Annotated in this window: 12 protein-coding genes; 1 reads left to right on the top strand and 11 read right to left on the bottom strand. The window is 35.2% G+C overall.

What is annotated here, in order from left to right:
* Positions 1 to 54 precede the first annotated feature (54 nt).
* The 9 genes from ABEB18_RS05345 to ABEB18_RS05305 all read right to left on the bottom strand — a co-directional run bounded on the left by ABEB18_RS05345 (position 55) and on the right by ABEB18_RS05305 (position 15,799).
* A complete protein-coding gene (locus ABEB18_RS05345; RefSeq protein ID WP_348798109.1) occupies positions 55 to 2,037 on the bottom strand; it encodes an alpha-L-arabinofuranosidase family protein in 1,983 nt (660 codons plus the stop codon).
* Between the two features lie 270 nt (positions 2,038 to 2,307).
* Positions 2,308 to 3,426 carry a glycoside hydrolase family 43 protein gene (locus tag ABEB18_RS05340; RefSeq protein ID WP_348798108.1) on the bottom strand — a complete coding sequence of 373 codons (1,119 nt, stop codon included), beginning with the start codon at positions 3,424 to 3,426 and terminating at the stop codon, positions 2,308 to 2,310.
* A 116-nt stretch (positions 3,427 to 3,542) separates the two neighbouring features.
* Complete coding sequence (locus ABEB18_RS05335) at positions 3,543 to 5,510, bottom strand: glycoside hydrolase family 127 protein (RefSeq protein ID WP_348798107.1); 1,968 nt, start codon at positions 5,508 to 5,510, stop codon at positions 3,543 to 3,545.
* A 125-nt stretch (positions 5,511 to 5,635) separates the two neighbouring features.
* Positions 5,636 to 6,616 carry an arabinan endo-1,5-alpha-L-arabinosidase gene (locus ABEB18_RS05330; RefSeq protein WP_348798106.1) on the bottom strand — a complete coding sequence of 327 codons (981 nt, stop codon included), beginning with the start codon at positions 6,614 to 6,616 and terminating at the stop codon, positions 5,636 to 5,638.
* A gap of 103 nt (positions 6,617 to 6,719) precedes the next feature.
* Entirely contained in the window at positions 6,720 to 7,703 is a 984-nt protein-coding gene (locus ABEB18_RS05325; protein WP_348798105.1) for a glycoside hydrolase family 43 protein, read from the bottom strand.
* 87 nt (positions 7,704 to 7,790) lie between these two features.
* A complete protein-coding gene (locus ABEB18_RS05320) occupies positions 7,791 to 9,410 on the bottom strand; it encodes an arabinan endo-1,5-alpha-L-arabinosidase (RefSeq protein ID WP_348798103.1) in 1,620 nt (539 codons plus the stop codon).
* Positions 9,411 to 9,421: 11 nt separating this feature from the next.
* Positions 9,422 to 10,969, bottom strand: coding sequence for an alpha-N-arabinofuranosidase (locus ABEB18_RS05315; RefSeq protein WP_348798101.1), 1,548 nt, complete (start codon positions 10,967 to 10,969; stop codon positions 9,422 to 9,424).
* 184 nt (positions 10,970 to 11,153) lie between these two features.
* Positions 11,154 to 12,689, bottom strand: coding sequence for a RagB/SusD family nutrient uptake outer membrane protein (locus ABEB18_RS05310; RefSeq protein ID WP_348798100.1), 1,536 nt, complete (start codon positions 12,687 to 12,689; stop codon positions 11,154 to 11,156).
* A 35-nt stretch (positions 12,690 to 12,724) separates the two neighbouring features.
* The gene (locus ABEB18_RS05305; protein ID WP_348798099.1) at positions 12,725 to 15,799 is read right to left on the bottom strand and encodes a SusC/RagA family TonB-linked outer membrane protein; all 3,075 of its coding nucleotides are present in this window, start codon (positions 15,797 to 15,799) and stop codon (positions 12,725 to 12,727) included.
* Positions 15,800 to 16,414: 615 nt separating this feature from the next.
* Here ABEB18_RS05305 and ABEB18_RS05300 point away from each other — a divergent pair.
* Positions 16,415 to 17,104 carry an NUDIX hydrolase gene (locus ABEB18_RS05300; RefSeq protein ID WP_348798098.1) on the top strand — a complete coding sequence of 230 codons (690 nt, stop codon included), beginning with the start codon at positions 16,415 to 16,417 and terminating at the stop codon, positions 17,102 to 17,104.
* Between the two features lie 75 nt (positions 17,105 to 17,179).
* On the opposite strand, the gene fsa is transcribed toward ABEB18_RS05300, so the two are convergent.
* Positions 17,180 to 17,836: a fructose-6-phosphate aldolase gene (gene fsa / locus ABEB18_RS05295; RefSeq protein WP_348798097.1), complete on the bottom strand. Its 657-nt coding sequence runs from the start codon at positions 17,834 to 17,836 to the stop codon at positions 17,180 to 17,182.
* 122 nt (positions 17,837 to 17,958) lie between these two features.
* The gene (locus tag ABEB18_RS05290) at positions 17,959 to 20,010 is read right to left on the bottom strand and encodes a transketolase family protein (RefSeq protein ID WP_348798096.1); all 2,052 of its coding nucleotides are present in this window, start codon (positions 20,008 to 20,010) and stop codon (positions 17,959 to 17,961) included.
* Positions 20,011 to 20,171 lie beyond the last annotated feature (161 nt).

The following is a 20,171-nucleotide window of genomic DNA, read 5'->3' as shown; positions in this document are numbered from 1 at the left end:
AGTATTTTGAATAAAAAATATTGAAATAATAAAATTGAAGCATGATTTTTTGGATTATTTCATTTTTAATTTTAGTACAACAAAAGAATAAGGAGGAATACTCAGATCTGCTTTTTTCCCTTTCAAATAGAATTCATTTTCGGTAGGAATTATTTTGGTAGGTTCTGCAATGGTGTTGTAGTCTTCTAAATTTTTGGAAGTCATAAGGATTAGTTTTCCTTTAGAATTCAAATTAATTCCTGAAAGGTTAATAGAGAGGTCTTTTGCTTTTCCAGAGGTATTGGAAAGTTTTAAAATCAATTCTTTTGTATTGATATCTTTAGCAGCTGTTGCATACAATTCCTCTTGCCCTGTTAGGGGCTTTCCGTCTTTGGTTATAGACAAAACATCAGTTCCTTTGTTGTTTGAATACAATTTTTGCACGTAATAATTGGCAGTTCCAAAAGAGTTTAAATTATCAAACCAAATCATATCTGGAGCCCATTGAAAAGCATCTACATGTGCCATCAAAGGGGCATAAGAAGTCAAATGAACCACATCGGCATTACGCTCTAAACCAGTCATAAACGCAGATTCAGATAGGGCAGATAACCAATTGTTTTCTTTAAGACCATCTTCTACATCTTTTGGATGTGCAGCATATTCGCCAGCAAAAATCTTTGGTCCTTTTCTGTCATAGTTATCATATCTTGTGGCATTTTCTTTAAACCATTCTGGGTTTTTATAATAATGCTCATCAATAATTTCTGCATTTAATTTTTTAAGTTCTTGCATTCCGTAGTCGAAAAAAGCACCATCTGGAGATGGTCCAGATCCAGACACAATGATCATATTTGGATATTTAGCTTTTATGGCTTCGGCAAAAACCTTATATCTTTCAATGTATTGAGGTCCCCATTGTTCATTTCCAACTCCAATATATTTTAGATTGAAAGGTTTTGGGTGTCCCATATCGGCACGTAACTTTCCCCATTTTGTAGTTACTGCGCCATTGGCAAACTCGATCAAATCTAAAGCGTCTTGAACATAAGGGTCTAATTCTTCCATTGGAACCAATTCGCCAGTATTGTACTGGCAAGCGATTCCGCAACTCAAAATAGGAAGTGGTTCAGCTCCTAAATCCTCTGATAATTGAAAATATTCGTAGAATCCTAAACCAAAAGATTGGAAATAATCGGGAGCTGGTTTGTGTTTGAACTCCACATTCCAACGGTTAATCATAGTTTCTCTGTTTTCAACTGGTCCTACGGTTTTTTTCCATTGGTATCTGTTTTCTAAGGTTCTTCCTTCAACGATACATCCTCCAGGGAATCTAATGAATCCAGGTTTTAAATCATACAATAATTGTACAATGTCTTTGCGTAAACCATTTTTTCGGTTCATCCATGTTTCTTCTGGAAAGAGTGAAATCATGTCTAAATCGATAGTTCCTGTACCTTCAAAACTAATTTTTAATTGTGCTTTTGCTTCGGTAGCAGTTGCAACAAGTTGTGTCGAATAGTCTTTCCAAGTCGTTGATGTTGGTACAATGGAGGTTTCTCCTAGAACCTTTTTGTCTTTATCAATGAATTGGATGATGATTTTTTTAATTGAATTATTTAGGTTGGCGGCTTTTAAGGAAAGATTATACTTTGCCTCTTTTTTAATCCCCATTCCTCTAAACCCTTCATTGATAATTTGGTATCCTTTGTCATTGTTGATGGTAATTCTACAAAAGTCAGGATTAGTTGGAGTTTCTTTTGTTTGCATCGGTATCGCAATTCCCGATGTTTCGTTCAAAGAATGGGTGTTACTGTTAGGTTGCGACCATCCCATAAGAGGTGAATCAAATTCGAAAGAACGGTTTTTTACCATTTCGGCATACAAACCACCATCGGCAGCAAAGTTGATGTCTTCAAAAAATACACCGTACATAGTAGGTTGAATTTTGGCAATGGTTTTGGTTGTATTTACATCAAGTTTGGTTTGTGCCAAACCAGATAAGCCGTTTAACAAAAGACCACAAAGGGTAATTTTGGTAATTAAATTTGATTTCATATTGTATTTCTTTTTATTCTTTGATCAAAAATTGAAGTAGCCAACTGATTTCCAGTTGACTACTTCGTTTATTCTTTGTGTCGAACCAATCTCTCTAAAAGCAGATTGCTAATTTTTAAATCTGATATCGAGATTTTTTTAACTCAAATTCTGTATTGGAGTTCAGGTTATTTTTTTCACGCAGATTTTGCAGTTTTTTTCATAATCTGAAAGAGAAATTTGTGCTAGTTTACTTCGTCAATTCACTTCATTCGAGTGTGTAATGCGTGTCTAATTGTATTCGAATATTGGAGTGCCGTTTTCGTCAAACTTCACTTTCATCATTCGTGCATGACGATTTGGATCGTAAAGTGGATCAGCTATAATATCTTTTAATGGTCTTTTATCTGTTGCAGGTACTACTTTTGGATCACCAACCGCTTTTTCGTAATCTCTTGCATGGTAGATCAACAACGGTTCTCCGTTTTCATCTACAGTAAATGAGTTATGACCTGGGCCAAAAATTTTCTTAGCTTCATTGGTTTTTAATACTGGCTGTCTTGATTTTTTCCAAGAATTTCTATCCAGTAAATCGGCATTTTCATCGGCTTCCATCATACCCATAGCATAGCAAGAACCTGTAGCACTAGCCGAAAATGTAATGTAAACTTTCCCTTTATTTTTGATAAAAGCTGGTCCTTCATTTACCCAAAAACCTACTCTTTCCCAATCATAATCTGGGGTAGTTAGCATGAACTGTACGGTTTTTAGTTTGATTGGCGATTCCATTTCGGCTAAATACAAATTAGAAGCTGCAAATTGTCCACCTGTTTTTTCTGCCCAACAGAAGTATCGTTTTCCGTTATGCTCAAATACAGTTCCGTCTAGCGAAAAATCGGTAAAACTTTTTGGATCGTTATCGGCAGCTTGCATTTGTCCAAGTTCAACCCATTTGTCATGCAAAGGATTTTGGCCAGTACACTCCAAAACATAAGGTCTTAATCTCCAAATATCATCTTCTTTACTTGCTGCAAAATATACATACCATTTTCCATCTAAATAGTGAATTTCGGGAGCCCATACGTGACGACTCATTAGACCGCTTGCGTGTTTTTCCCATACCCTGAAAGCTTCGGAATTTTGCAGTTCTTCTATAGTTTTTGCACGTCTTATTTCAATCGCATCATAAGTGGGTACCGATCCTGTAAAATAGTAATATCCATCTGTATGTTTGTAGATAAACGGATCTGCTCTTTGTAATACAATAGGTTTGTTTGATAAAGTAGATTTTGAGTTAGTAGTTATCGTTTCTTTAGAATCTTCTTTTTGTGCTTTTTTATCGGTACAAGAAACAACACTTGCCAAAACAACGGCAGAAAGTGCTAGACTTTTTAAAAGGTTTGTTTGCATATTATACATGTTATGAATTTTATATTTCGTTTATATGATTTTTTGTCTAAATTTTTTGCATGCAGATCAAGCAGTTTGGTGTTGATTCTCCATGCGATAATTTATAGTTTAATGTTTTAATTTTTATAATCAATCCAAACTTTCATTTTTCCGATCCCTCTGTTTGACCAAGAATAATACGGAATGGCTTTGAATTGGCTGGTTTGAATGGTGTTTACACCTTCCAAAAGATTTGTTTCTTTGGTAATTTTGAATGTGTCATTGGTCGTAATCGAAACTTTACCAAAATCAAGACTTGGATTGTCCATTTCTTCAATAGCATAAACAATAGGTCCGTATTCCAAAGCTACTTTACCATTATTTCCTTCAACTTTAGAATTGGTTACTACTTCTTTTACTTCCATTGGGAAATCAAGAGAAACGGTATCGCCTTTTTTCCATTTTCTAGTGATGGAAATGTAGCCATCATTTGTATTTCCTTCAAAAGATTTACCGTTGATTGTTACGTTTACTTTAGCAGTTGAAGCTGTTTTATAACTGTACAAATCGCCAGGCAAAACTTCATTTCGTGCCCAGCCTGGAATTCTTAATTTGATAGTATAATCGCTTTCCTTTTTTGGATTAACAGTTACCGTAACTTTTCCGTCCCAAGGGTAATTTGTTTGTTGTTTAATCTCTAGTTCGGTTTTATTCAACGTTACTTTGGCGGTATTCGAAGCATATAGATTTATGTAAAGGATGTCTTTGCTTGTCGAATAAATTAATCCTGGAATGGATGGGATAAAACGAATCAGGTTAGTCGGACAACAAGAACAATCAAACCAAGCCTGACGTGTACAAGATCCTCTGTTGTTTTTGTGAACTCCATCAGACTCTAATGCGTTTGGGTAGAAAAATTCGGTACCCGCAAGTGAAATCCCTGAAATTAGCCCGTTGTACATACTGCGTTCAATCACGTCAAAATATTTTACGTCTCCCGATAGATTAAACAAGCGGTGATTCCAATACACATCGCCAATAGCAGCACAAGTTTCGTTATAAGCAGTTAGATTTGGCAATTCATAGTTGGCGCCAAAAGCTTCTCCATCGTGTTTCGCACCAATACCACCTGTGATGTACATTTTCTTGTTGACCATATTCTCCCATAAAGTATTTACAGCATTCAGATAGTCTTTGTCTTTGTAAATAGCAGCAATATCGGTCATTCCAGCATACATATATACGGCTCTTACCGCATGCCCAACAGCTTCTTTTTGTTCTATAACAGGAAGATGATCTTGAGCGTATTCTCCGTATAATTTGTAATCTTTGGCATTTCCGCGGTTATCTAGGAAGTATTTGGCTAGTTTCAAATACTCTTTATCACCAGTAATTTGATAGAGTTTGACCAATCCAGTTTCTACGATTTGATGCCCTGGAACACCATGAACTTGGTTGGATTTATCACCAAAAGTTAAGACCAATAAATTAGCATTTTTGATGGCAATGTCCAAAAAGTTTTTCTTACCCGTTGCTTGATAATGTACTACAGCAGCTTCAAACAAATGTCCAGCATTGTACAATTCGTGACTGATTTGCAATGACTCCCAACGTTTTCCTTCTATGACAGGAACCCAAGTACAAGGAGGTTTTACAGGGTTGATGGTTCTCCAAGTAGTTAAATAGCCGTCTTTTTCTTGACCTATTTTGATAATGGCGATCAAAGAATCCAGTTGTTTCTCTAATTTTGGGTTGGGTTCACTAATTAAAGTATTTGAAGCCCCTTCGATTATTTTGTAAACATCAGTATCGTCAAAAGGCATTTGCCCTTTTACTTCCCCTTTCATCTTGCCACCAGCAATTAGAAAATTATCCAATCGTCCTTCTTCTTCACATTTATGAATGGCATATTCAATTGTTTTTTCCTGGACTCTTTTGATGATGGGTAACCAAAAAGCATCCGTGATTTTTACATCTTGAATATTGACAGGGGAGATGTCGTATCCTAAGTTTTTGTTTACACTTTTTTGCGCTTGTATCGAATTTACTATGCAAAATGCAACACCGAAATATAAAGCGTATTTTTTTAAATTAAAAAGATTCATAATTCTGGTTTATATCGTCTTTTGTTAGTGTGATTTTAGTTATACTAAAAAAGAATTTTTTTAGTAAGGTGCAAGATAGAAAAAAACAAGTGTAAAAAATACATTTTTAAAAATATTTCTATTTTTTAAAAAGTTGGCCATAAATCTTTATCCCATTGTAGCTGTTTAATTTGCAGTACAGGTCTTCCGTTTTGTTTGGCACTATAAGCGTGATAAATGATATAATCTTTACCGTCAAAAGTGTAAGTACTATTATGTCCAGCTCCAAACCAATTTTCGTCTCCTTGAATTAATAAACTTCCGCCACCTTCGTTTAATGGTTTTCCGTCTTTGTCAACATACGGTCCAGTAATATTTTTTGAACGACCAACTACTACTTTATATGTACTTTCATTTCCTCGGCAACACAAATCCCAAGAAAGAAATTGGTAGTAATACCCATTTTTTTTGAAGATAAATGGCGCTTCGAGTGCACCATCACCAGGATCAGAATCGGCTAGTTCAAAAGTTCGTTTGCGTTTAGCAATCGTATGCCATTCTTGAGGTTGTGCGATTGATTTTAAATCGGGATTGAGTTTGACCATTTTGAGTCCTTCCCAAAACGAACCAAATGCCAACCAAGGCGTATTGTTTTCGTCAAAAGTTAAATTGGGATCAATGGCATTCCAAAGGTCACGATTGGGAATAGATTGGATTACGATTCCCTGATCGATCCATTTGTAAGCTGGATCTTTTGGGTCTAAAGTAGTATTGGTCGTTACACCAATAGCTGAAGTATTTTTGGCGAAAGCCGAAACCGAATAATATAAATAATAAGTTCCGTTGTGCAATGTAATATCCGGTGCCCAAATGTGATTTTTGAAATCGGCAGCTACACCATCAGCCCAAACAGGTTTTTCGGCAAAAACCTGAGGCTCTTTATTCCAGTTTTTTAAATCTTTGGAACTGAAAACGCTAATGCCGTTTCCTGTGCAGTATAAATAATAAGTGTCTTTTTGCTTAATCATCACTGGATCGTGAACGGTGATGTCTTGGGCAAATGATGATGAATCAATAAAAATCGATGTAAAAAAGATTAGTGCGGATATTTTTGAATATAGTTTCATGTTTATTTTTATTAAACCATATAAGTCATATAAGGAAATATAAGTCTTAGTGTCTTTTTTTTAATATAGTTGTATTCGGTTTCCGTTTTCTGCTCTCCGAAATTTACTCAGTTATCCCCTCCGTAGTCATAATGACTCTTTTCATAGAACCGTCTTTGTTATAGTACAAACGATCGATACAAACTGATCTTCTAAAACTTCCACCTGCTGTAGGAATTGATCCGTTGTGATAAATGAAATACGATTTGCCTTTGAAATCGATTATAGCTTGATGATTGGTATTACTATTTCCAGCTACCTCATTCAAAATTCCTTTGTATTCCCAAGGACCATTTATCGATTTGCTCATTGCATAAGCAATTTTTTCTGGAAACTGATACGCATAGGATAAATAATACCAGTCTTTTCTTTTATGAATCCAAGGTGCTTCGGTGAAATTAGGTAAATCGATGGTTTGTATTGGTCCATCCATCTCGATCATGTTTTCTTTTAATTTAACATAATTGCAAACGGTATTTCCCCAAAAAAGATAGGCTTGACCATCATCATCAATAATAACAGACGGATCAATGTCATCCCAAGTGATACTGGTTTTTGTAGTCATATCATTGGTAATTAACGCTTTTCCCAACGCATCTTTAAAAGGCCCCGTTGGACTGTCGGAAACAGCAATACCAATGGCTTTTCCTGGAATTGTTCCGTGTTCAACGGTTACATACCAGTAAAATTTGCCGTTACGCTCAATTACTTGTGCTGCCCAAGCATCTCCTTTAGCCCAAGCAAAATCGGAAGCTTTTAAAGGAACTGGATGCTCTTCCCAATGAATCATATCTGAACTAGAATATACTAGCCATTGATTCATTTTGTAAAAATTAAAATCGTTTGGCGCTTCATCCTGTCCGGCATACAGATAGACTTTGTCTTTGTAAACCAAGGCTGCTGGATCTGCCGTGTATTTATCGGTAATTATAGGATTGTTGATGGTTTTTTTGGATTCTTTGGAGGATTTACCATTAGTATCTTGTGCTATTGTTTGGGTAGCAGTTAATAAAAGAATTGATAGTAATGGAAGGTATATTCTTTTCATTTTGATTTATTTTTTAACGTGATAGGTATGCTGTTGAAAAACAAAGCCCTTTTTTATTTTTTAAAAAAGGGCTTTGTGAAAACTGAATTAATTTATTTTTTTACCCCAAATAGGAACGCCGGCTGTTGTAAGTCCTGAGTAGGTTAGGGTTACTTTGCGAGTTGCGCTTTCCCAATCCCATGCATCGCTTACTTTGCATGGAACACCATTTACAGTTAAAGTTTTTTTAGAACTGTCATAAGACCAAGTGCCTGTTACACCACCGCTTACTTTTTTATCGGCAGTTAAGTAGATAGTGGTTGATTTTTGAATCGTAGCATATTGGTAATTCATCGTAATTTGTTCCCAAGTTCCAATGAAAGAAGCTTCGTTGATGGTTGTTACAGGGACTCCTGCATAACGTTCAGGGGCAACTACTGGCCATCCGTCCTCAGTCCACTGAATTTCACGAACGTGTCCCATCATAATAGCATTGGATACATTGATTCCAGGAACATCTTTTGGCAAACGCGCTTGTGAAGCATAAAACCATTGTTTGGTATCTGGATTTTGAAAAACGCTACAATGTGAGAATCCAACCCATCCTGTATGACCATTAAAACCATATGGATGCGTCAACATTGGCCAACAATCGGCACCAGCAGATACATTAGCTCCGTTGATTCCTACGAAAGGTCCTGTAATGCTTTTAGAACGACAAACTCTAGTGTTGTATGGAACATCTAGACCATCATAGGCCAAGAAAAGATAGTAGTATTGCGTATCTGGATTATAAATAATCTCTGGTCCTTCAGATGCTTGCCAACGACTAGATGGATGTCTTGATGCTATTCTAGTTCCGTAATCACTAAGTGTTTTTAATTGGTCTGGTTTCCCTGTTTCTGGATTTAATTTTAAAGCAGCTAAACCCGAATGCCAAGAACCATAAATTAAATAGTGTTCTCCTTCTGGAGTAACGACCATTGTTGGATCAATAGCATTGAACTTGAAATAAGCATCTTCCCAATTTCTAGTACCTGTAAACGAATATGGTTTTACGCCATCGGGTTCAGAACAAACGACCATACCTTTGTCAACCCATACATTGGTTGCCAAATCATCCGATTCTGCTAAACCAATAAAAGCTCTTTCAGCCCAAGCGTTATCGAATGTACCTACAATAGGATTATCAACAACTATACTGTAGTACATACGGTATTTATTGCCAACTTTAGTAATATAAGGTGCCCAAAAACCATAATTAGGATTTTCGATTGCTGGTAAAGCAGGAGACATTCTTCCTCTTTTATTATTCAAGGAATCTTTTACCCATGCTGGTACAGTAGCCATAGCCGATCCCATATATTCCCAATTTACAAGGTCTTTTGAACGTCTGTACGGATAATGTCCGTGACCGTCATGTGCATTACCATAGGAGGCATCCGTTTGGTACATATAATAATATTCTCCACATTTTGTTACTGATGGATCATGCACATTAGCTAAATTCCATTTTGATCTATTACTCCATGAAGAAATAGAAGTGTAATTATCGGCATAAGTTGGCCCATCAAAAGTAGGTTCTGGATCAGGAGTAGGTGTCGGAGTTGGCTTAGGAGTAGATTCCGTAGTAGTCCCATCATCTTTAGAACAACTAGTTGACACCGCCATACATAATAGCAGTGTCAATAAAGTGGTTATTCTTATAATTGAATTTAATTTTTTCATAACGAATCAATTTATTTTCCTTCTAATACAATCACTGAAAAAGGAGGCACTTTAACCGTAAGTTTTCCTTTCTTTAGCTCATATCCTTTGAAAACAATAGGTTTGATTTTATTTGGATTATCAAATGAATTGTAATCCTGTAATTTTGAAGATGTAATGATTTGTCCTGAAATAGATTTTACACCAAGATCGTTAAGATCAATTTCTACGGTGTTTTCTTTTTTAGAATCAACATTGGTCAATGAAATATGCACTAGTCCATTTTTGTCTTTTGAAGCTGAAACAGATAGGGCAGGAAGTGATTCTCCATTTAAGGTATAAAGTGGCGATTTTATATCGATAGGTAATAATTTTGCATCCTGATGTACGGCATACAATTGCATTACATGATAGGTTGGTGTCAAAATCATTTTGGCATTATCGGTAAGGATAACGGCTTGCAAAACGTTAACCGCTTGCGCCAAGTTTGCCATACGAACTCTATCGGCATGGTTGTTAAATATGTTTAGAGTTGCACCCGCCAAAACAGCATCTCTCATAGTGTTTTGTTGGTACAAGAAACCTGGATTTGTTCCTTTTTCTACTTCATACCAACCTCCCCATTCGTCAACTACCATCGCTACTTTTTTCTCAGGATCGTATTTGTCCATTATGGCAGAATGTTTGGTTACTAATTCCTCCATTTTCAATGCAGATTGCATTGTTTTGAAATATTGCTCTTCCGTATAATCTACCCCAGATCCTTTTTTGTTCCAATCGATAACTGCGTAATGGTGTACTCCAATTCCACCTAACATGTTTAGCGGAATGTTTTTCATCAAAACTTCGGTCCAGTTATAATCGGCACTATTAGATCCAGAAGCAATACGGGTGATGCCTCCAGTGTTTTCCCAATCGGACATGAAAGTGGCATATTTTCTATATTCTCCTGCATAATATTCGGCAGTCATATTTCCGCCACATCCCCAAGCTTCGTTACCAACCCCCCAGAATTTTACTTTCCATGGTTCTTTTCGTCCATTTTTTTGACGTAAATCACTCATAGGGCTTTTGCCACTAAAGTTGGTGTATTGTACCCAGTCTGCCAATTCTTGTACGGTTCCGCTACCCACATTTCCTGCTAGGTAAGGCTCGGTACCCAGAACTTCGCAAAGATTCAAGAAATCGTGTGTTCCAAAACTATTATCCTCGGTAACACCTCCCCACCATTTGTTTACAATGGTTGGTCTTTGTTCTTTTGGTCCAATACCATCTTTCCAGTGGTAGGTATCGGCAAAACAGCCACCTGGCCAACGAAGATTTGGAATTTTTAATTTTTTCAACGCATCGATAATGTCGTTACGAACACCCGCTGTATTGGGTATTTTAGAAGTATCACCTACAAAAAAACCGCCATAGATACACCTTCCTAAATGTTCAGCAAAATGGCCATAGATATTTTTGTCGATTGTTGGAGCATTTGCAGTATTCTTGATTGTGATAACTGTTGCTTCTTTTTGTGCAAAACTGTTTTGGCTGCAAATTGTGAGCGCAAACAATAATAGGAATGTCTTTTTCATTTTTTTTTTTGTTTATAAAATGATTGGATTATAATGGGAATCTACGAAATTTAATTTGGGGATTTACTATAATGAATAGTATCGAATTAATCTTTTTTTATGATACAAAATCATATGGTAGCCTTGGTGGGAATACCATATGATTTTAAAAAACTAAACTAATTCAACTATTTAAAATGCATTATTAATAGCTTGGATTTTGTGTAATTGGAAACTTATTGGTATCCATTTCGGATTGAGGAATTGGGAAATATTCTCTACCTGGTCTATAGCCGTTGAATTCTGTATCTCTTGATTTTAACCAGGTTAATTTGGTTTCATTCTCAAGCCATCCCCAACGACGAATGTCATCAAAACGGTGACCTTCAAGAGCAAATTCTAAGAAACGTTCGTGACCAATTTGCTCTCTCATCTGCTCCTTACTCATGTTAGGTTTTACAGTAGCTAAATTTGGTAAACCAACACGTGTTCTAACCATTTGAATATAAGTATAAGCTCCAGCTGTATCACCCGTTTCATTCAAACATTCTGCATACATAAGTAATACATCTGAATAACGCATTAAGCGTTCATTGATTTCGCTTAGCCAATCTGTTTCAGCACCATTACCAAACTTAGTATCAGTATTTTCATATTTTCTACAATAGATATCGTTTAAAAAAGGAGTATTTGCATAGTGAGTAGCAAAATCCTGACCGTATAATTGCATTCCTGGACGATTGTAGATTATTGTAGCATCTAAACGTGGATCGTCCTGACCTGAAATTGTTTTTTCTTCTCTAAATTCATTTAGTAAAGTAAAAGTTGGTTGGATATCGGTCCATCCAAAATCTGGTGCTGCAAAAGTAACCGCTCTACCTGACGTCATTCTGATACCTGATGCAAATTGAGCAGCAACATTAAACTGAACTTCAAAAATAGATTCAGCATTGTTTTCTCCAGCTATTGAAAAATTATCCGCATAATTTGACATCAATGAATATTTACGTGAATCAATCACTAATTTGAATGCATCTCTAGCTTTTTCAAATTCCTTGTTAAATAAGTAGGCTTTTCCAAGATAAGCCAATGCCGCACCTTTAGTCGCTCGGCCTAATTGACCTGCATCTAAGACATTAGATGTGTTATAATCTAGCGGTAACAAATCTACAGCTGCTGCAAAGTCAGCAATTACTTGTGCCCAGCCTTCAGCTTGTGGTTTTTGTTCATGAAATGGTTCAACATTTGTAGGGATCGGCACATTCTTCCACATATTTACTGCATGAAATAAGTATAAACCTCTCAAAAAATAGGCCTGACCCAAAATTCTGTTTTTAAGAGCTGGATCTTTCATTTCAATACCAGGTACATTTTTTAATACCTGATTTGTAAAAGACACTCCTTTGTAACAATCAATGAAAGCCCAATTGGTAATATCTCCTGCTGATGGTGATACATTGAAGATTCCAACGTTACCAATTAGATCCCAACGACTCACTGTTCTAATATCATCACCACGTCCATCGAGCATTATATTTGTGTTTCTTGCATACATACCATACCATGATAATGGTACATAAGCAGCATTAAGTCCTTTTATAGCATCTTCATCCGTTTTCCAAAAACTATCGGCAGTAATAACATTTGGGTCAGCTTGCACAAGATCTTCATCATTCACACAACTAGTAGCAGTTATGGCTAATGTGATCATCGCTATATATTTTATTGCTTTATATTTCATTTTATTAGCTTTTAATTTTATTAAACCGTTTAATTTTAAAAATCAACTTGTACTCCCATAGAAAAAGTTCTAGGATTAGGGAATGAACCTCTATCATATCCACGAGTAAGTAATCCATCATTTATAAAATCAGGATCGTAGCCTTTATAGTTGGTAATTGTCCAAATATTTTGTCCATTAGCAAATATTTTAGCTTTTTGAAAAATTGCTTTATTTCCTAAAGGGATGTTATACCCAATTTGAAAATTTTGTAATTTAATATAATCACCATCTTCTATAAAACGGTTAGAATCTCTTGTATTGGCATTTGGATCATTAATTACTGGTCTTGGAATATCGGTATTAGTATTCGTTGGTGTCCAATAATTTAATATGTCTGTGCTACTATTCCCATATTGTCCTGCCATTAAATCACGATAAACTGCATTGAATACTTTATTGCCTCCTGCACCTTGCCAAAGCATGGATAATTCAAAGCTTTTGTATTCGAAATTTAGATTAATACCATATGAATATTTAGGAATTGATACTCCTTGAAAAGTCCTGTCTTTGTCGTCTATAACACCATCATCATTTACATCTTTAAATTTTATATCTCCTGGTCTGGTAGAAATTGATTGAGTTGGTGCAGCATCAATCTCTGCCTGAGTTTGAAAAATACCTTCAGTTTCCCAAGCATATAATTCACCTATTGAGCGACCAATTTCAGTTCTTGAAGGCCCTAATGTTATAGGAGAATTATCATTTCCTATTTTAGTTACCTTGTTTTCCAAAGTTCCAAAATTGGCAGATATACCGTATTTAAAGGCATGATCATTGTTTGTGTAGCCTAAAGTAAACTCAAAACCTTTATTTTCAACATCTCCCGCATTTGTCATAATAGACCCAGTCGATCCTGATGTTGCTGGAAGAGGTACACTAAAAAGTAAATCTGTTGATTTTCTAACAAAATATTCTCCTGAAAATTGTAGTTTATTATCTAATAAACCTAATTCTGCAGCGATATTGGTTGAAGCTGTTGTTTCCCAATGAATGTTAATGTCTTTGATATCTGTTACTATCGTTCCTGAAGCTGATGTTCCTGTGCTTGCCCCTCCCCAAGTGTAAGGAACAAATGCATTAACCGTAGGAGAATAAGCATAAGCAGCAACTGCGTTATTACCTAATTCACCATAACCACCTCTAAGTTTAATCGTATTTATCCATGAAGGTAAAATATCTGCAATAAATTTTTCATTACTTAATTTCCAGGCTCCAGAGAATGAATAGAAATTTCCTGTATTGTTTTCAGGAGCAAATAATGAAGATTTATCTTGTCTGAAATTAGCCTGAACTAAATATTTGTCGTCAAAATTATAGTTGAATCTGCTTAAATAAGAAATGTTAGTAACTTTACTTTCCCATTCTCCACCAACTATTGAAGTGGCATTTTGAATTTGGCTTATTTCACCTGTTTCATATCCTATCCCTCTTGACCAATTTTTATAGAAATTGTTTTCTTCTTGTATCCATCCAACTAAGGCATCAAACTTATGTTTGTTAATTGTTTTTTCGTATGTAAGGAAATTGTTGAAAAATGTTCTAGTAGTATTTCCTAATTCTACATCCAATTGTGCTTTCTCAGGAGCTACGATATAATACCATCCTAAGTCACTTGGCGGATTGTAAAGATGATTATGCCAATCTGTTCTGTCAAAACTGACATCTGTTTTAAATTTTAAACCAGTAATAATTTCATATTCTCCCCAAATATCACCAATAAAACGATTTCTTTCTGTAGTATTATCCATTACATTGTTGTAACCAATAACATTTAAAGAGATTGCTCTTTGTGTCGAGTTTACAGTTCCACCGTATCCTCCTAATCTATTGCTGTCATATACAGGCATAGTAGGAATTGCAGTAGCTAATGAGCCCACAACTGAATTTAGATATTCAGTAAAGTTTTCTTTGTCAGATTTAGTATAAGCTAATTTTCCGCCATATTTGAATTTCCCTTTTTTTCCATTAAAGTTCAAAGTAGTTGTATATCTCTCATAATCTTGTGGAGATTCTACATAACCCGTGTTTTTAAAATAATCTAAATTTACATTGTAAGAAAGGGCTTCTGCACCACCATTTATTGTCAAGGAGTGGTTTTGAATAGTACCTGTTTTAAATGCAGCATCCTGCCAGTCTGTATCTACATCATTAATGTAGGCTGGATTTGTTGGATCATTTGCAGGTGCAATTCCAATTATAATACCAGTAGTATCCATATAATTTTGTTCGGCTGCTGTAACAACTTTTTGATATTGTTCTCTATTTGTTACATCCCATTTTCTTGCTACATTTTGTACTCCAAATAAGTTCTTATAGCTAATACCTACTTGACCGGCCTTTCCTTTCTTAGTCGTTATGATGATCACACCATTAGCACCGCGTACTCCATAAATTGCAGCAGAAGATGCATCTTTTAGTACTTGCATAGACTCGACTTCTCCTGTAGAAAAATCATAAGGACTGTCCACCATCATACCGTCAACAACAAACAAAGGATTAGTGTTGTTAAATGAAGAGATACCTCTAATTTTGATATTTACAAATCCTCCTGGCTCTCCAGAAGATTGTACTGTTACACCTGCAGCTTGTCCTTGCAACATTTTTGCTACATCATAAGTAATTGTTTTTTTTGCATCAGCTACATTTACAATACTTACTGATCCTGTTAAATCGGCTTTCTTTTGAGTTCCGTATCCAATTACAACAACTTCATTCAGTTTGGTGTTGTTGTCTTTCAATGCATAGTTGATTTCTTTACGGTTTGCTATTGTAATTTCCTTGGTTTCATATCCTATATACGAAAAAACCAATACATCTGTTGGTTTTGCATTGATAGAATATTCTCCATCAAAACCTGTTGAAGCTGTGGTTTTGCTTCCTTTTACTAAAATGTTTACTCCTGGTAGAGGAAGGCCGTCGCTGTCGGAAGTAATTTTCCCGGTAACGACATCGGCTTGTTGAGCCGAAACATTAATGGCACTAAACAGCATTAGTACTAATGCTAGTAACCATCCTTTTTTAGGCAATGCCAAATTGCAATAAAAAAATAATCTGTGGTTTGTTGTCATACTGATTGCATTTTGATTAATTATAAGTGTAGTTTTTACATTTGTAAATGTAATTAAAAAAAAAGTACAAAAACAAATTAATATGATAAAAAAAGACTTGAAAAAAAACAGATACTATAAAAAATGGTTATAAATGCAGGAATATCTGTATTTTTTGTTGCAAAAAAACGTTTTCGCTAATTGTATATCATTGTAAATCAATAAATTAAGTTTTACGGTATCCTTTTTGTGAAATTATTTAATTTTTTTTGTTTTTTCTTAAAATTTTCTTAAACAAGTAGTTTTTTTCTTTATAAAATATAATTTATTCTTGTTTTTTTCTATCCAAAATGAATGAAATATCGTTATTAAATGTTATTTTAACACTTAAATAAGCCTTTTTTTTCTAAAAATGTTCTTAAATTATATTTTTTTAGGCCTGTTTTTGAGTCGAATTAATAATGAATTAACGTTAAGTTAAAACCATGTATTAAAAGAGTTTGGTATTAAAATCATTAAAATCAATGATTTAATTTTGAATTTTAACATTTTCTTTTCAATAGTGTAATATCTACACTCAATGAATTTGGCAGTTTTAAGGAAGTTCTTATATTTACAACAAAATAATATGGTAATATGTTAAATAGTTATAGTTCAGCAGATAAAGTTTTACTGGCGGTAGATTGTATAATTTTTGGATTTGATGAGGGCGAATTGAAAATTCTTTTAATTAAAAGGGATTTTGAGCCTGAAAGAGGAAAATGGTCTTTGATGGGAGGATTTCTTAAAAAAGAAGAAGTATTGGATACAGCAGCAATGCGAATTTTGAATACTTATACTGGACTTCAAGATATTTATATGGAGCAACTTTATGCTTTTAGTGAGATTGACCGTGATCCAGTAGAACGAACCATTTCGGTTGCCTATTATGCTCTGATTAATATTGAAAACCACAATGCCGAACTTATTCAAAATTATCATGCTAAATGGTTTAGTGTTTCCGAAGTGCCGAAATTGATTTTTGACCACGACAAAATGTTGTCGCATGCCATGAGAAGGTTGCGTTATCGTACTTCGAGACGACCAGTTGGATTTGAACTTTTGCCAGAAAAATTCAAAATGAGTCAATTACTGAAATTATACGAGTCTATTTTGGATAAAGAAATCGATAAAAGAAATTTTATCAGTAAGATAAATTCGTTGGATATTTTGATAAAATTAGATGAAAAAGACATGACTTCTTCTCGAAAAGGATCTTACCTCTATACCTTTGATAAAGAAAAATATGATGCCAGAGCTTTGCAAGACTTTGCTTTGAATTTTTAAAAAAGCGAATGTTAAACCATAAAAAAAGGGAAGTTTCTACAACAGAAGCTTCCCTTTTTTAACCAAACTATTTAACTAACTATTTCCTTTTTGATAATCGGCTAGAAAAGTAGCCAATCCGCTGTCTGTAAGTGGGTGTTTCAATAATCCTGTAATTGATGATAGTGGACCTGTCATTACATCCGATCCTAATTTGGCACAATTAATAACATGCATCGTATTTCGAACAGAAGCTGATAAAATTTGCGTTTGAAAATCGTAATTGTCATAAATCTGTCTGATATCGGCAATCAATCCCATACCATCTGTACAAATATCATCCAATCTTCCTAAAAATGGCGAAACATAGGTGGCACCAGCTTTGGCCGCCAATAGTGCTTGGCCTACCGAAAATACAAGTGTAACATTGGTTCTGATTCCTTTATCCGAAAAATATTTACACGCTTTGATTCCGTCTTTAATCATCGGTATTTTTACCACAATTTGTGGGTGCAATGCTGCTAGTTTTTCACCTTCGGCAATCATGCCTTCAAAATCAGTCGAAATCACTTCTGCGCTTACGTCTCCATCAACCAATTCACATATTTTTACGTAATGTGCAAGGATGTTATCCGCTCCTGTGATTCCTTCTTTTGCCATTAGCGAAGGATTAGTTGTTACTCCGTCCAAGATTCCTAAATCATTGGCTTCTTTGATGTCTTTTAAATTTGCTGTATCGATAAAAAATTTCATTTTTTTTTAGTTTCTAAGAATCTAAGTTTCTGAATTACTAAGATTCTGGGTTTATATTTTTTTGAGTTACTATGAATCTAAGTTTCTGAGATAAAAACATAGAATCTCAGAAACTTAGTAGCTTAGTTATTAATTATTTTGGTACTTTCTTCAATGTATTTCAAAACTTCGGCAGTCACACTATGACTGTTGAATCCAAATTTTTCGTCTAATACACCAGCTGGAGCTGAATAACCAAAGTGATCCAAACCAAATATTTTGCCGCTATCACCAACTAATCCTTCAAGGTTTACAGGCAATCCAGCAGTCAATCCAAATACTAATTTGTCTTTTGGGATGATGCTTTCTTGGTAAGCTTTTGGTTGTGATTTGAACAAGCCTTCAGAGATGATTGAAGCGATATTGATTTTCAAATCGTGCTCTTTTTCTAAAATTGCAGCAGCTTCGATAAGAGTAGAAACTTCCGATCCGTTAGCAATTAATGTAATATCAGCATTTGGTGTTTCTTTTACCAAATAACCTCCTTTAGCAGCTGCTTGAGCCTCTTCGTATCTAGAACTTACCGCAGGAATATCTTTGATTCCTTGTCTGGAAAGGATTAAAGCGGTTGGTGTTTTTTTGTTTTTCAAAGCCAAATCCCAAGCTACCGAAGTTTCAATAGCATCAGCTGGACGCAATGCCAGTAAGCTTGCATGTCCTTTGTGGTTTTTTACTTTTTCCAACAAACGCATTTGTGCTTCTTGTTCGATGGGTTGGTGTGTTGGTCCGTCTTCTCCCACGCGGAAAGAGTCGTGAGTTAATACGTATTTTACCGGTAATTCCTGAATAGCTGCCAAACGTATCGCTGGTTTCATGTAATCTGAGAATACGAAGAATGTCGCTACAACTGGAATTACACCACCGTGCAAAGCAATACCGTTGGCTATAGAAGTCATAGTCAATTCGGCTACTCCAGCTTGTAAGAAGGCTCCATTGAAATTGTTTTTTTGCAATACAGATGACTTTTTCAAGAAACCATCAGTTTTGTCACTGTTGGATAAATCGGCCGAAGAAACGATGATATTCTCTACATTTTCTGCCAAATAACCTAATACAGCTGATGACGCATCTCTGGTCGCTGCGTTTGGTTTTTGAGCTACTTTACTCAAATCCAATTCTGGTAATTCCCCTGATAAAAATTGGTTCATTTTTTGTGCCAATGCAGGGTTTTCAGCTTCCCATTTTGCAATTTGTTGTTTTATAGAAGCTGATTTTTCAGTTTTTTTAGCCAAAATTTCAGCATAATGAGTAGCTACTTCTGTGTAAATAGCAAACGGATCTTCTGTATTTGCTTTAAGGTTTTCCAAAGTTTTAATGTAATCTGCTTTGGTCTCACCAATTGGTTTACCGTGCAATTCGCATTCGCCTTCATACATTTCGCCATCTGCAGTTACACAACCTTTACCCATAATGGTTTTTCCGATAATTAGGGTTGGTCTTTCGATTTCGCTATTTGCAGTATCCAAAGCTTTGCGAATTTGAGCATGATCGTGTCCATCGATAGTGATTACATTCCATCCCCAAGCTTGGTATTTCAAAGCGGTATCTTCTGATGTTACTTCATCTGTCATTGACGAAAGTTGTACGTCATTTGAATCATAGAACATAATGAAGTTGTTCAATCCCAAATGTCCTGCAATTCTACCCGCTCCCTGAGAAATCTCTTCTTGAATTCCTCCATCGGTAATAAAACCGTAAATTTTGTGGCCGAACAATCCTTGGAAACGAGCATCAAGAAATTTAGCAGCAATAGCAGCTCCTATTCCCATTACGTGCCCTTGTCCTAAAGGACCAGAAGTGTTTTCGATTCCTCTTAAAACATCCACTTCTGGATGTCCCGGAGTTACAGAACCCCATTGTCTGAATTGTTGAACATCTTCTTTTTTATAGTTACCCAACAGGTAATATTGTGCATACATCAAAGCCGATAAGTGTCCCGCATCCATAAAAAAACGGTCTCTGAAAGGCCAATCCATTTGGGTTGGATCGTAATTTAAATATTCAGTGTAAAGAATATGCATAAAATCAGCTCCTCCCATAGCTCCTCCTGGGTGTCCTGATTTTGCTTTTTCTACCATTGAAATAGCCAACGCTCTGATATTGTCTGCTGCTAATTGGTCGATTTTTTGGTTCATAATTATTTTAAGTTTAATAGATTTTTTGATTTTTTAAATTAGATGATAATGGATTTATATTTTATAAAAAATGAATCGCTCTTATTCGGCATTTAATTCAGGTATTTTTTTTAATAGTATTAACGCACTCTTTTTGAGTGGTTAAGAAGAAAAAAATAATA

Origin of the sequence: Flavobacterium adhaerens (genome assembly GCF_040045115.1) — a bacterium.
Taxonomy (GTDB): domain Bacteria; phylum Bacteroidota; class Bacteroidia; order Flavobacteriales; family Flavobacteriaceae; genus Flavobacterium; species Flavobacterium adhaerens.
This window is presented reverse-complemented; position numbering and strand designations above follow the sequence as displayed.

Coding starts and splice junctions, on each gene's coding strand:
- ABEB18_RS05320 (WP_348798103.1), bottom strand. CDS start 9,410: ATGAAAAAATTAAATTCAATTATAAGAATAACCACTTTATTGACACTG.
- ABEB18_RS05335 (WP_348798107.1), bottom strand. CDS start 5,510: ATGAATCTTTTTAATTTAAAAAAATACGCTTTATATTTCGGTGTTGCA.
- ABEB18_RS05340 (WP_348798108.1), bottom strand. CDS start 3,426: ATGCAAACAAACCTTTTAAAAAGTCTAGCACTTTCTGCCGTTGTTTTG.
- ABEB18_RS05300 (WP_348798098.1), top strand. CDS start 16,415: ATGTTAAATAGTTATAGTTCAGCAGATAAAGTTTTACTGGCGGTAGAT.
- ABEB18_RS05290 (WP_348798096.1), bottom strand. CDS start 20,010: ATGAACCAAAAAATCGACCAATTAGCAGCAGACAATATCAGAGCGTTG.
- fsa (WP_348798097.1), bottom strand. CDS start 17,836: ATGAAATTTTTTATCGATACAGCAAATTTAAAAGACATCAAAGAAGCC.
- ABEB18_RS05325 (WP_348798105.1), bottom strand. CDS start 7,703: ATGAAAAGAATATACCTTCCATTACTATCAATTCTTTTATTAACTGCT.
- ABEB18_RS05330 (WP_348798106.1), bottom strand. CDS start 6,616: ATGAAACTATATTCAAAAATATCCGCACTAATCTTTTTTACATCGATT.
- ABEB18_RS05305 (WP_348798099.1), bottom strand. CDS start 15,799: ATGACAACAAACCACAGATTATTTTTTTATTGCAATTTGGCATTGCCT.
- ABEB18_RS05310 (WP_348798100.1), bottom strand. CDS start 12,689: ATGAAATATAAAGCAATAAAATATATAGCGATGATCACATTAGCCATA.
- ABEB18_RS05315 (WP_348798101.1), bottom strand. CDS start 10,969: ATGAAAAAGACATTCCTATTATTGTTTGCGCTCACAATTTGCAGCCAA.
- ABEB18_RS05345 (WP_348798109.1), bottom strand. CDS start 2,037: ATGAAATCAAATTTAATTACCAAAATTACCCTTTGTGGTCTTTTGTTA.